General features: G+C 34.3%; 11 protein-coding genes. 9 read left to right on the top strand and 2 right to left on the bottom strand.

All coding sequences use genetic code 11. The annotated features are described in order from the left end of the window. Positions 1–36 precede the first annotated feature (36 nt). Both AAEO57_RS01075 and AAEO57_RS01070 read right to left on the bottom strand, forming a co-directional pair. Positions 37–636 (bottom strand): RNA polymerase sigma-70 factor, encoded by a 600-nt coding sequence (locus AAEO57_RS01075; protein WP_341688615.1) that lies wholly within the window; start codon positions 634–636, stop codon positions 37–39. A 186-nt stretch (positions 637–822) separates the two neighbouring features. Then, positions 823–1863, bottom strand: coding sequence for a GntR family transcriptional regulator (locus tag AAEO57_RS01070; RefSeq protein ID WP_341688614.1), 1041 nt, complete (start codon positions 1861–1863; stop codon positions 823–825). Between the two features lie 285 nt (positions 1864–2148). Here AAEO57_RS01070 and rhaT point away from each other — a divergent pair, with 285 nt between their 5' ends. The 9 genes from rhaT (at position 2149) to AAEO57_RS01025 (ending at position 13600) form a co-directional block, all read left to right on the top strand. Further along, complete coding sequence (gene rhaT / locus AAEO57_RS01065) at positions 2149–3219, top strand: L-rhamnose/proton symporter RhaT (RefSeq protein ID WP_341688612.1); 1071 nt, start codon at positions 2149–2151, stop codon at positions 3217–3219. A 19-nt stretch (positions 3220–3238) separates the two neighbouring features. Further along, positions 3239–5380 carry a bifunctional aldolase/short-chain dehydrogenase gene (locus AAEO57_RS01060; protein WP_341688610.1) on the top strand — a complete coding sequence of 714 codons (2142 nt, stop codon included), beginning with the start codon at positions 3239–3241 and terminating at the stop codon, positions 5378–5380. Positions 5381–5589: 209 nt separating this feature from the next. Further along, positions 5590–6864, top strand: a complete 1275-nt coding sequence (locus AAEO57_RS01055; protein ID WP_341688608.1) for a sugar isomerase — start codon at positions 5590–5592, stop codon at positions 6862–6864. A 105-nt stretch (positions 6865–6969) separates the two neighbouring features. Next, entirely contained in the window at positions 6970–8331 is a 1362-nt protein-coding gene (locus AAEO57_RS01050; RefSeq protein ID WP_341688607.1) for an FGGY-family carbohydrate kinase, read from the top strand. Positions 8332–8568: 237 nt separating this feature from the next. Then, positions 8569–9315, top strand: a complete 747-nt coding sequence (locus tag AAEO57_RS01045) for a (Fe-S)-binding protein (protein ID WP_341688605.1) — start codon at positions 8569–8571, stop codon at positions 9313–9315. Between the two features lie 52 nt (positions 9316–9367). Continuing rightward, complete coding sequence (locus AAEO57_RS01040; protein WP_341688603.1) at positions 9368–10738, top strand: glycoside hydrolase family 28 protein; 1371 nt, start codon at positions 9368–9370, stop codon at positions 10736–10738. Positions 10739–10780: 42 nt separating this feature from the next. Continuing rightward, positions 10781–12181 (top strand): lactate utilization protein B, encoded by a 1401-nt coding sequence (locus tag AAEO57_RS01035; protein ID WP_341688600.1) that lies wholly within the window; start codon positions 10781–10783, stop codon positions 12179–12181. Then, positions 12174–12761 carry a LutC/YkgG family protein gene (locus AAEO57_RS01030; protein WP_341688597.1) on the top strand — a complete coding sequence of 196 codons (588 nt, stop codon included), beginning with the start codon at positions 12174–12176 and terminating at the stop codon, positions 12759–12761. Before AAEO57_RS01035 ends, AAEO57_RS01030 begins: the two co-directional genes overlap by 8 nt. A 20-nt stretch (positions 12762–12781) precedes the next feature. After that, positions 12782–13600: an SDR family oxidoreductase gene (locus tag AAEO57_RS01025; RefSeq protein ID WP_341688595.1), complete on the top strand. Its 819-nt coding sequence runs from the start codon at positions 12782–12784 to the stop codon at positions 13598–13600. Positions 13601–13613: the final 13 nt, after the last annotated feature.

Raw genomic sequence — 13613 nt, 5'->3', positions numbered from 1 at the left:
GTACACTCCAGAAATAAAAAACCCTATGTTTAATTTTTAATTATTACAAATAAGAATAAAAAGTAGAAACAAATAATCAGATAATTTGGTTTTTAAAATCTTCAAAGCCTTTGTCATGTGGGCTTCGACAGCTTTTAAGGTCACCTGCATTTCTTCTGCAATTTCTGCGTTTTTTTTATTTTCAAAACGTTTTTTAATAAAAACCTCACGGGTTTTAGGAGGTAAATCGTTTATCGATTCGTTAATAATACGTTCTAATTCGGTAAATTCTAAAGTATCAAACTGAATCGAATTTAAGACTTCGATATCAAGTTCTCTCTCTTTATGATTTAATAAGTCGTTTTTGAATTTATCTTTAACCTTATTGTGACGAATAAAGTTCAGACATTTCGATTTGGCATAAGTATATAAAAAGGATTGTATTCCGTTTATAGAATCAATGTTTTCTCTGTTTTGCCATAAATTAATAAAAGCTTCCTGTGCGAGGTTTTCGGCTTCATCCGCATCATAAATAAATTGAACACAGAAAGAAGTTATTCTGTGAAAATAGTTATCATAAAAATAGGTAAACGCAGCTTCTTCTCCTTTTTTAAAAGATTCAAAAGTTCCGGGTTCAAAGCTGGTATTAATATTCATCTATTTTATGTAACTCTGGTTAAGGATTGGTTATCCCTTGGTGGTATTAGGCCAGAAGCTGGTGACAAAGATAAAATATTATTTATATTAATTCTAAATAAAAGAAATAAGTTTAAAAAATTAACATTTCAAGGTTGTTTTTGTAATGAATACAAATCAGAAAAAACGGTATAGTCTTACAATTAATTAAATAGAGTTTCTGTCTATAAAATTAAAAGGGACTTTTATTTCTCCTTTTTCTTTGTTTAAAATCATTCGTGCTGCAATTTCACCCATTTCATTAAAATCAGTAGACATAACTGTTATGCCTAATAAATCTTTTAATGGGGTGTCGTTGTAGGATATAATACCGATGTCGCTTCCTAATACGTATTCTTCGTCCCTGATTTGTTTGACTAAATTAACAAGGTCAGATTCTTCTATAGTGATAAACAAATCTCCTTTTTTAAGGATCATATCATCGTAAACTTCACTTAAAATTTCAAAATTAATCTCGTGTTCTACACAAAATTTCCTGAAACCATGCAAAATTCTTCTTGGATAAGGATAAACGGCTTTTTCCGGATATATTAAAATCAGCCTTTTATATTTGGTTATTTTGGCAAGTCCTTCTTTTAAGGCATTGTAAATATCATTTTCAAAATCCTGATATATTTTGATAACCTCGCTTCCTAATCCAATTTTTATGTTATCCATAATTACCAGTTTGTCCTGTGGTATTCTCTGGATGGCTTTTGCTACTTCATCGGTAAAACTCAAATGTTTTAATTCGTCTGTTTTAAAGTGTGTCGTGATTACATAATAATCGTACGCACCTTCAAATTTATCCAGCAGATTTAAAAATAAAGTTTCATCGCAATGATAGATGTGCAAATCTACATGTGCATTTGCTCCTAATGTATTAATGAAAGAGCTGTAGGTTTTCATTTTATACGCGCTCAGTTTATTAAACAGGAACAAAATATTGACTTTAGATTCTAATTTTGTTCGGGTAATATAGTATCCTTTTCCTCTTATAGAAGAAATAATTTTGCGCTCTTTTAAAATATTATAAGCTTTCTCAACAGTATCCCTTGACATGTAAAACTCTTCACTGAAGTTGTTTATAGAAGGAATCTTTTGATTTATTTTCAGGTTACCGTTGGCAATATTTTGCAGAATTGAGTCTACAATTTGCTTGTATTTTGGAACCCTTGAATCTTCATCTATTTTAATTAATTTAATCATGGTTGGTATAGTAAAGTCTCTCTCAAAATATTGAGATGGTATTATAAATTGCATTATATGTAATAATTTTCTTTAAAAAGTATTAAAAAATATTAATTACGCAGGCGTTCGCTAAAATATGAATTTTAAATTTAAAAAATCACAATAATTCCATTCTTATTGCAATAATTTATGATTTAAAATAAATATAAATTAAGGAAAGGACAGTACAGGATAGTTTTCTTTTTTACATTCTCTTATTTTACCAAACCAATAACTATCAACTTAAACCACAAAAAAAATTAAATGGAATCATTACTCGGAATTATTTTTCACTCTATAGGAGGATTTTCGTCAGGCAGTTTTTATATGCCTTTTAAAAAAGTTAAAGATTGGGCATGGGAAAGCTACTGGTTAGTAGGAGGTTTTTTCTCCTGGTTAATTGTTCCGCCAATCGCCGCTTATTTAACAATTCCGAATTTTACAGATATTATTGCTAATGCAGCTCCAAACATAAAAATGTTGGCATACACGATGGGATTGATCTGGGGAATCGGAGGATTAACTTACGGATTAGGTGTTCGCTATTTAGGAATGTCATTAGGAAATTCAATCACTTTAGGGTTTTGTTCTGCTTTTGGAGCTTTGATTCCACCAATTTATTACAATTTCAGCCCAACAGAAGGGAAAGAATCAATCAGTGACATGTTTGCAAACACAGGCGGACAAATGGTTTTGTTTGGTGTGCTTGTATGTATTATAGGAATCGCCATTTTAGGAAAAGCAGGAATGCTGAAAGAAAAAGATTTCGCAACAGGACACGAAGATAAAGACAAAGATTTTAGTTTGGTAAAAGGTTTAATCATTGCTATTGTATCAGGTATTCTAAGTTCATTCTTTAATTTTGGTATTGAAGCAGGAAAACCAATGGCAGATGTGGCTAATGAGGCATGGAAAGCGGTAAACCCAAATCAGGGCGAATTCTTATTTCAAAATAACGTTACCTATATAGTTATCCTTTGGGGTGGATTAACAACTAACTTCTTATGGTGTATCTATCTTAATTTTAAAAATAAAACTTTTAGTAATTACACAGATACTAAAACACCGATTTCAAAAAATGTAATTTTCTCTGCTATTGCAGGTACCATGTGGTTTCTTCAGTTTTTCTTCTACGGAATGGGTGAAAGTAAATTAGGAAACGGAGCCAGCTCATGGATTTTACACATGTCAACTATCATACTTACCGCCAACTTCTGGGGATTCTATCTGAAAGAATGGAAAGGCGTGGCAAAAGTAACGTTCAACACATTCTTGTTGGGCATCGGACTTATCATGTTATCTATTGTTATAGTCGGAATTGGGAACTCTTTATAATAATCAATTAATATATAAAATGTCAAATATAAACACAAAAAACATGACTTTTCAGCACGTAAGCTACCTTTGGGATGATGCTAAAGCTGCAGCATTAGCAGGAGATGAAGTAGCTCTTTTTATCTATCGCTCTAATTTATTGGGAGCAGATTTAAGACTTACCAACTATGGAGGAGGAAATACTTCGGTTAAAATTACTGATAAAGACCCATTGACAGGCGAAAGCTCTGAAGTAATGTGGATTAAAGGTTCTGGTGGAGATATCGGAACATTGACAAAATCAGGTTGTGCGGCTCTTTATTTAGACAGATTACGCAATCTTGAAAATGTGTACAGAGGAATTGAATTTGAAGATGAGATGGTTGAATTGTTTAACCACTGTATTTTCGATTTAGCTTCTAAAGCACCTTCTATTGATACACCTTTACACGGTTTCTTACCGTTTAAACATATTGATCACCTTCATCCTGATGCTGCTATTGCAATTGCTGCAGCAAAAGACGGAGCAAAAATCACAGAAGAATTATTCGACGGAGAAATCGGTTGGGTAGGATGGCAGCGTCCAGGTTTCGACTTAGGGCTTCAATTAAGAAGCTGTCTGGAAGAAGCTGAGAAAAAAGGAAAAAAATTACGTGGAATCATGTTAGGTTCTCACGGTTTGTTTACCTGGGGAGATACTGCATACGAAAGTTATATCAATACTCTTGAAGTAATTGAAAAATGTGCTGAATACTTAGAAAGCAACTACGGAAAAAAACGTCCTGTTTTTGGAGGTAAAAAAATTGACAGTCTTCCGGAAGCGGATCGTAAATTGAAAGCAGCAAAAGTAGCTCCGATTTTAAGAGGTTTTTGTTCTTCAGAGCGTCAGATGATTGGTCATTATACTGATGATGCAAGAGTTTTGGAATTCATTAACTCTAATGATTTGTCAAAATTAGCTCCATTAGGAACGTCTTGCCCGGATCACTTTTTACGTACGAAAATCAGTCCTTTGGTTTTAGAATTAGATCCAAATGAAGATTTATCAGACGTAGATGCAATCAAAGCAAAACTAACTCCTGCTTTTGAAGCGTACAGAGCGATGTACAAAGACTATTACAATGCTTGTAAAAAGTCTAATTCGCCTGCAATGCGTGACCCGAACCCGGTTGTAATTTTATATCCAGGAGTAGGTATGTTTACGTTTGCCAAAGATAAAACGATGGCTCGTTTGGCATCTGAATATTATATCAATGCTGTAAACGTGATGAAAGGGGCAGAAGCTGTTTCTGAATATACTTCTTTGCCGCACCAGGAAGCTTTCGATATCGAATACTGGTTGTTGGAAGAAGCAAAATTACAGCGTATGCCAAAACCAAAAGCACTTTCAGGAAGAGTTGCTTTAGTAACCGGTTCTGCTGGTGGAATTGGTAAAGCTATCGCTAAAAGATTTGCTGAAGAAGGTGCTTGTGTTGTAATCAACGATATCAATGAAGAGCGTTTAGAAGGTGCAAAAGCAGAATTTATCAAAACATTCGGCAGAGATGCTGTTTCAAGTACGTTATTAAACGTTACTGACGACGTAAGTACAGAAAAAGCATTAGATGCTGCTTGTTTAGCATTTGGTGGTGCTGATATCATTGTAAACAATGCTGGTATCAGTATTTCAAAATCAATCGCAGAGCATACTCTTGAAGAGTGGGACAGATTATATGATATTTTGGTAAAAGGACAATTTATTGTTTCTAAAGCCGGAATCGAAGTAATGCGTAAACAAGGTTTTGGTGGAGATATCGTAAACATTGTTTCTAAAAATGCTGTGGTGGCGGGTCCAAACAATCCTGGATACGGTTCTGCAAAAGCAGCTCAGGCACATTTAACACGTTTGATGGCTGCAGAATTAGGTGCTGACAAAATTCGTGTAAACACAGTTAATCCAGATGCTGTAATCTCAGATTCTAATATCTGGTCTGGAGGATGGGCTGAAGGTCGTGCAAAAGCTTACGGAATTACCGTTGAGGAATTGCCTGCTTATTACGCGAAGCGTACCTTATTAAATGAAATTATATTGCCTGATGATATTGCAAACGCATGTTTTGCATTCGTAGGAGGTCTGTTGAATAAGTCAACAGGAAATGCCCTGAATGTAGACGGTGGAGTAACAATGGGCTTTTACCGATAAGTTGTTTAGTTTTTTTTAAGTTTATTTAACAAAGTGGTTTTTGTTTTCTAACGTTCGATCTCGGTCGGACGTTAGATTTTTTATGACAATTGTATTTTATAAATAAATTTCCTAAACACATTAAAAGAATACAAAAAAGTAACGTAAAACAAGGGTTTGGTTTATAGAAATAGCCTTATATTGTAAACCCTATTTAAAAATAATTAAGTATGTTAATTCAATCAAACACTATCGCATCTCATAATGATGGTTTATTAAAAAAACATCAGAATAAATTGGTTTTTACAGCTTCAGAAATTGCAGAAAGTGAAGCTATCATTCAGAAATTAATCGATTTTCAAATCGCAATTCCATCCTGGGCTTTAGGAACTGGAGGAACAAGATTTGGACGTTTTGCAGGTGGAGGAGAGCCTCGTTCATTAGAAGAAAAAATCGAAGATGTAGGTTTGCTTCATAAATTAAACAATGCTTCAGGAGCAATTTCACTTCATATTCCATGGGATATTCCAACAGATTATAATGCGATCAAAACGCTTGCTGGACAACACGGATTAAAGTTTGACGCTATGAACTCAAATACTTTCCAGGATCAGGCAAATGCAGAACAGACTTATAAATATGGTTCTTTACAAAACGTAAACAAAGCAGTTCGTAAACAGGCGATTGCTCACAATATCGAAGTGATTAAGCACGGAATCGAATTAGGATCTGACTCTCTTACGGTTTGGTTGGCAGATGGTTCTAACTTCCCGGGACAATTGAACTTCCGTAAAGCATATCAAAATACATTAGAAAGTTTAGAAGAAATCTATGATGCATTGCCTTCAAACTGGAAATTATTTTTAGAGTACAAATGTGCTGAACCAAACTTTTACTCTACAACTGTAGCAGATTGGGGACAGTCATATTCATACGTTCAGAAATTAGGCGATAAAGCAAAAACGCTTGTAGACTTAGGTCACCATTTACCAAACGCAAACATTGAGCAAATTGTTTCTATTTTGTTGATGGATAATAAATTAGGAGGTTTCCACTTTAATGATTCAAAATACGGTGACGACGATTTAACTGCAGGAGCTTTAAAACCTTACCAGTTATTCTTGATTTTCAACGAATTGGTTGAAGGAATGGATGCAAGAGGAATGAATCATGCTAAAGATTTAGGATGGATGATTGACGCTTCTCACAACGTAAAAGATCCTTTGGAAGATTTATTGCAATCTGTTGAAGCGATTATGATTGCTTATGCTCAGGCGCTTTCTGTAGACAGAAAAGCATTAGAAATTGCTCAGGAAGAGAATGACGTGGTAAAAGCGCAGGAAATTCTTCAAAATGCTTTCCGTACAGACGTTCGTGCATTGGTTGCTGAAGCTCGTTTGCGTTCAGGAGCTGCTTTAAATCCGGTTGAATTATACCGTAATCTTGACGTTAGAGGAAATCTAATTGGCGAAAGAGGATTAAAAACGATGGCCACAGGATTGTAATTATAAGTTATGAATTATGAGTTATAAGCTAAAAAAGATTAAGCTAAACTCATAATTCTGTAATTAAAATTTATAATTTATAATTCACAATTTACAATTAAAGAAATGAATGTAGTTGCAATTTTTGATATTGGTAAAACCAACAAAAAGGTATTTTTATTTGATGAAAATTATAAAATCGTTTGGGAAAAATCAGTAAATCTTGACGAAACCGTTGATGAAGATGGTTTTCCCTGCGAAAATATTGATGTACTAAGAAACTGGATTCTCGAGCGATTATCAGAAATAAAAGAACTAAACAACTATGTTCTGAAAGCTATTAATTTCAGCACTTACGGAGCTAGTTTTGTTTATATTGATGAAGAAGGCAATTCATTGACTCCTTTATACAATTATCTGAAAGATTATCCGGAAGAACTGAAAAATGGTTTTTACAAAAAATATAAAGGAGAAGAAGTTTTTGCAGTAAAAACAGCTTCTCCTGTTTTAGGAAGCCTGAATTCCGGAATGCAGATTTACAGGCTAAAAGAAGAAAATCCGGAATTATTTGAGAAAGTAAAATATTGTCTGCATCTGCCGCAATATCTAAGTTTTCTTTTAACTGGTGAAGCTTACACTGATATTACAAGTATTGGATGTCATACCAATCTTTGGAATTTTAAAAAGATGAAGTATCACAAATGGCTAAAAAATGAAGGTATAAAAGATAAACTTCCAGCAATTCATCCCGGAAGAGATGTCATTAAAAAAGAAAATGATCTGGCTGTTGGGATTGGTTTGCACGATAGTTCATCAGCAATTATTCCTTATACGATCAATTTTACAGAACCTTTTGTTTTATTGTCAACCGGAACCTGGAGTATTTCCCTGAATCCTTTTAACAATAAGCCTTTAACGTTTGAGGAACTTAAAAATGACTGCTTGTGTTACATGCAATACACCGAAAAACCAGTAAAGGCGGCTCGTTTGTTTTCAGGTAACGAACATGAAGTACAGGCAAAAAGACTTGCAGAACATTTTAATGTGCCGTTTGATACTTTTAAAGAGGTATTTTTTGACAAAAAGATTGTATCGAATTTAAGAGCTGTAAATTTTCAAATTGTCTATCCTAAAAAGTACGATTTTGATATTCTTAAAGAATGTCCTTTTCAAAAGAGAGATCTTTCTACTTTTAAAACTTACGAAATTGCGTATCATCAATTAATGCTTGACCTCGTTGAACAACAGGTTTTTTCAACTAATTTAGTGATTCATAACAGTCCTGTAAAGAAAATTTTTGTAGATGGGGGTTTTAGCAAAAACTCCATTTTTATGAATTTACTGGCAGAAGCTTTTCCTGATGTAGAAGTTTACGCCGCATCAATGGCACAGGCTAGTGCTTTAGGCGCTGCGCTTGCCATTCATCAAAACTGGAATCCTAAACCGATACAGAATGATTTAATTGATTTGAAGTTTTACAAACACTGATTTGAAATTAAAAATTAAAAATGGAGAATTGATAATTAATAATTAAAAAATCTGCTCAATCTGCCAAATCTGCGTGAAAAAAAATTTAAACACATGGAAACATAGTTTTTTTGAACTAAAGATTAAAATAAATGACAAATCATTTTACATATAGCTATTTGTTTTTCAAGAAGTTAAACGTCTTTTTTTAGACTATGAATACTATGGCTCTATGTGTTAAATTAAAATAATACAAAAATGAAAGTTGGACTTTTTATACCGTGCTACGTCGACCAATTTTATCCCAAAGTAGGAATTGCAACCTATGAACTATTAATGAAATTGGGATGCGATGTCCGTTTTCCAATGAAACAAACCTGTTGCGGGCAGCCTATGGCAAACAGCGGTTATGCTCATTTAACCAAAGGATGTGACGCTAACTTTATAGCCAATTTTTCAGAATTTGATTATATCGTTTGCCCGTCAGGAAGCTGTGTTTTACATGTTAAGGATCATTTACATGATGAAAAACAGGAAGAACTGGCAGCAGAAATACGCAAAAAAGTTTTTGAACTGACTGAATTTATTACTGATATTCTAAAAGTTGACTCGATTGAAGGCAATTTTCCACATAAAGTAGGAATGCATCAAAGCTGTCATGGGCAACGCGGACTTAAGCTTTCGCAGATGACTGAATTGAATGCACCATTTTTCTCTAAACCGGGACAATTATTAAGCAAAATAAAGGGGCTGGAATTAGTTTCTTTAAGCAGAAAAGACGAATGCTGTGGTTTTGGTGGTACATTTTGCGTAACGGAAGAAGCCGTTTCAGTAAAAATGGGTCAGGACCGAATCAAAGACCATGAAAAACATGATGTTGATTATATTACAGGTGGTGACATGTCTTGCCTGATGCATTTAGAAGGAATTCTGAAAAGACAAAAAAGCAATATAAAAACAATTCACATAGCCGAAATATTAAATTCTTCCACAATTAAAATTTAATATTTAAAAGGTAGCCATTTGTGAGTTTTTAATTTTAAAAGACAATTTTACAATGAAAAAATTAACGCTTTGTTTTGTATTAGTACTTTCGCTTATTTTTTTATCGTTTAAAAAAGATCCGTCTTTGGTAACGTTAAAAGAAGTAGTGGTAAAAGCTCCTTTTGAAATGCCAGCGATAAAAATTCCGGATTTTAGTAAATGCAAAGAATTTTCAATTGTTGATTTTGGTGCGATCAAAGGTGATAAAAATAAAACCTCTGATGCCATAAATAAGGCTATTGCCAAAGCAAACAAAGCAGGTGGAGGAATTGTCGTTATACCTGAAGGAGAGTGGCTGACAAAGAAATTTCACTTTAAAAGCAATGTGAACCTTCATTTAAAGAAAGGAGCTGTTTTACTTTTTTCAGAAGAACCGAATGATTATTTGCCGGCTGTAAACTCAACCTGGGAAGGATATGAATGTTTCAATTATTCGCCATTAATTTATGCTTACAAATGTAAAAACATTTCCATTACGGGCGATGGCGAACTCAAAGCTAAAATGGATATCTGGAAACAATGGTTTACCCGACCAAAGTCACACATGGAAAGCCTGAAAAAGCTTTATAATCTCGCTTCATACAATAAACCGATGAAAGAAAGACAAATGGCAAATGATACTGCCCGTTTTCGTCCTCAGTTCATTCAGTTTAACCGTTGCGAAAATATTTTGATGGATGGTGTTTCGATTACAAACAGTCCTTTCTGGACGATTCATCCTTTTTTATCGAAAGATGTAGTGCTCAGAAATCTTAAAGTATATGCTCACGGACATAACAATGACGGAGTTGATCCTGAAATGAGTCAAAACGTACTAATTGAAAATTGTGTTTTTGATCAGGGAGATGATGCCATTGCCATAAAATCAGGTTGTGGAAAAAATGCCTGGTTATTAAATACACCTTCAAAAAACATTGTTATTCGTAATTGTACCGTAAAAAATGGCCATCAATTAGTCGCTATCGGAAGTGAACTTTCCGGCGGAATTGAAAATGTTTTTATTGATAATTGTACGGTTGTGGATGGAGCAAAACTGAATCACCTTCTTTTCATAAAAACAAATGAACGCAGAGGAGGTTTTGTCAAAAATATCTATATGAGCAATATTGTTTCTGGTAAAATTGACGCAGGAATACTTGGTATTGATACAGATGTTTTGTACCAATGGCGTACTTTAGTTCCCACAATTGAACGCAGACTTACGCCAATAAAAAATGTATATCTGAACAATGTAAAAGCAACAGATGTGAAGTTTATTTCGAAAATATCAGGTCAGAAGGAGCTTCCGGTAGAAAATATATTTTTAACGAATGTTTCCGCTGATGCTGTTAAAGAAACTCAGAACATTCATGAAAATGTTTTGAATTTTGTAAATAAAAATTGATTCTAAATTGATCCCAACGGATTTATTTTAAACTAATAAAAAATGTCTTCAGAAAAAATAATATCGCATAGCGAAGCTTCAACACGTTTTAACAAAGACGTTGAACGTGTAAACTGGCATGATGAAACACTTTGGTTTGTCCGTGAAAAACGTGATAAGTCTGCGCATCAAATTCCAGATTGGGAACTGCTAAGGGAAACGGCCTCACAAATTAAACATAATGTACTTTCGAATATTCATGATTATTTAGTGCAATTTGAGGAAAATGCTCAAAAAAACGGAATCACTGTTCACTGGGCAGCCGATGCAAAAGAGCATAATGAAATCGTACATGCTATAATGGCGAAGCACAATGTGAAGCAAATGGTGAAGTCAAAATCAATGCTTACTGAAGAATGTCATTTAAATGATTATTTAGCTGAAAAAGGCATTGAAGTTATCGATTCTGATTTAGGGGAATACATTGTACAGCTCCGTAAAGAACCGCCAAGCCATATTGTTTTACCAGCGATTCACCTTAAAAAAGAAGATGTAAGTGAAACTTTTCACGAGCATTTAGGTACTGAAAAAGGGAATTTTAATCCGCAATATTTAACAGAATCAGCACGCCAAAGTTTAAGAAATACTTTCCTAACCCGAAAGGTAGCTTTAACCGGAGTTAATTTTGCTGTTGCAGAAACCGGAGAATTTGTAGTATGTACCAACGAAGGAAATGCAGATATGGGGGCGCATCTTGCAGATGTACACATTGCCTGTATGGGATTCGAAAAACTGATTCCACAGCGTAAACACTTGGGTGTTTTCCTTAGATTATTGGCCAGAAGTGCAACCGGACAGCCGATAACTACTTTTTCAAGCCATTTTAAAAAACCAAGAGAAGGCCAGGAGATGCATATCGTTATCGTGGATAACGGAAGAAGCACACAATTAGGAAGGGAAGATTTTAGAAACTCATTAAAATGTATCCGTTGTGGAGCCTGTATGAATACATGTCCGGTTTACAGACGAAGCGGAGGACATAGTTATCATAATGCAGTTGCAGGGCCGATAGGTTCTATTCTGGCTCCTAATCTGGATATGAGTAAAAATGCCGATTTGCCTTTTGCGAGTACGCTTTGTGGCTCTTGTACGAATGTGTGTCCTGTAAAAATCGATATTCATGATCAATTGTACAAATGGCGTCAGGTATTGGTTAAAGAAGGGCATACGCCAACTGCAAAAACAGTAGCGATGAAAACCATGGCAACCGTTTTGGCAAATCCTACGATTTTTAATATTGCAGGTAAATCAGGAAGATTTATGATGAAAAATGTTCCTGCTGCAGTAAATAATAAGATGAATAAATGGTATGACCAACGTGAAATGCCAGATGTTCCTGAAGAATCATTTAGAGAATGGTACAAGAAAAATTCACGTGAATCTAAAGCGAAGAATAATGAGTAGCAAGGCCGAAATTTTACAAAAAATAAAACAAAATCAACCTGATTCTGTAACAGACTTACCTGATTTAAATCTTATAAGCTCTGAAAATCCTAATATTTTAGAAACGTATAAAACTGTTTTGAAAGGTATTGGCGGAGAAAGTGTTGAAGTTGCGGATTATAATGCAATTTTAGATTTTATCAGAAATAATTATGCACTTGACAGAAGAATAATTACCACAATTTCTGAACTTTCTGAAATAGCATCATTAGATTGGAAAAATGATGATCCGCATACACTTCAAAATGTGGAATTAACTATTGTTAAAGCACATTTTGGGGTTGCTGAAAATAGTGCACTCTGGGTAACCGATGATATTTTGGGACAGCGTGTAGCACCATTTATCGCTCAATATTTGGCAATTATTGTAAAAAAAAGTGACATATTAGCAACAATGCACCAGGCTTACGAAAAAATTGGAAGTCTCGAGTATGGTTTTGCGACTTTTATTGCAGGTCCTTCAAAAACAGCAGATATCGAACAATCTTTAGTATTGGGCGCACACGGAGCAAGAGGATTAATTGTATTTTTACTGGATTAAAAAAACTAAAATATAAAAAATTGAAAACAGATTTTACATTAGAAGGAAAAGTAATAATTGTTACAGGGGCAACCGGAGTTTTAGGTGAAGCCTTTGTTAACGGTATCGCTGCTGCAGGCGGTATTGTTGGTGTTTTAGGAAGAAATGAAAAAGTAGCCAACGAAAGAGCAGAAGCAATCATTAAAAACGGAGGTGAAGCAATAGCCTTAATTGCCGATGTAACAATTGAAAGTGATTTAATTAAAGCACGTGATTTGGTACTTTCAAAATACGGAAAAATTGACGGGTTAGTAAATGCAGCCGGTGGAAATATGCCCGATGCTGTAATTCAGTCAGATCAGGATATTTTTAAACTGAATATGGATGCTTTGCAAAAAGTCATGAACTTAAATTTATTCGGAACACTTTTGCCAACGCAGGTTTTTGGAGAGGTTATTAAAAACAATGAAAGCATTGGAAGCATTGTAAATATTTCATCGGTAGCTACAGAACAGGCTATCACAAAAGTTTTAGGATACAGTTTAGCGAAATCAGCTATTGATTCATATACAAAATGGTTTTCTGTGGAACTGGCAAAACGTTATGGTGATAAAATCAGAATGAATTCTATCGTTCCGGGTTTTTTCTTAACAGAACAAAACCGTACGTTATTGACTAATCCTGACGGAAGTTTAACAGAAAGAGGAAACTTAATCATAGCAAATACACCTTACAAACGTTTTGGAAATCCTGACGAATTAATTGGAGCTTTAGTTTGGTTATTGAGCGATGCTTCAAAATTTGCTACAGGTTCGAAAGTGACTATTGATGGTGGATTTACAATCTTTAGCGGAGTATAATTTTTAAGAAAAG

This window comes from Flavobacterium calami, from assembly GCF_038290035.1.
In the GTDB taxonomy this organism is placed as follows: domain Bacteria; phylum Bacteroidota; class Bacteroidia; order Flavobacteriales; family Flavobacteriaceae; genus Flavobacterium; species Flavobacterium calami.
This window is presented reverse-complemented; position numbering and strand designations above follow the sequence as displayed.

Coding starts and splice junctions, on each gene's coding strand:
- AAEO57_RS01075 (WP_341688615.1), bottom strand. CDS start 636: ATGAATATTAATACCAGCTTTGAACCCGGAACTTTTGAATCTTTTAAA.
- AAEO57_RS01070 (WP_341688614.1), bottom strand. CDS start 1,863: ATGATTAAATTAATTAAAATAGATGAAGATTCAAGGGTTCCAAAATAC.
- rhaT (WP_341688612.1), top strand. CDS start 2,149: ATGGAATCATTACTCGGAATTATTTTTCACTCTATAGGAGGATTTTCG.
- AAEO57_RS01060 (WP_341688610.1), top strand. CDS start 3,239: ATGTCAAATATAAACACAAAAAACATGACTTTTCAGCACGTAAGCTAC.
- AAEO57_RS01055 (WP_341688608.1), top strand. CDS start 5,590: ATGTTAATTCAATCAAACACTATCGCATCTCATAATGATGGTTTATTA.
- AAEO57_RS01050 (WP_341688607.1), top strand. CDS start 6,970: ATGAATGTAGTTGCAATTTTTGATATTGGTAAAACCAACAAAAAGGTA.
- AAEO57_RS01045 (WP_341688605.1), top strand. CDS start 8,569: ATGAAAGTTGGACTTTTTATACCGTGCTACGTCGACCAATTTTATCCC.
- AAEO57_RS01040 (WP_341688603.1), top strand. CDS start 9,368: ATGAAAAAATTAACGCTTTGTTTTGTATTAGTACTTTCGCTTATTTTT.
- AAEO57_RS01035 (WP_341688600.1), top strand. CDS start 10,781: ATGTCTTCAGAAAAAATAATATCGCATAGCGAAGCTTCAACACGTTTT.
- AAEO57_RS01030 (WP_341688597.1), top strand. CDS start 12,174: ATGAGTAGCAAGGCCGAAATTTTACAAAAAATAAAACAAAATCAACCT.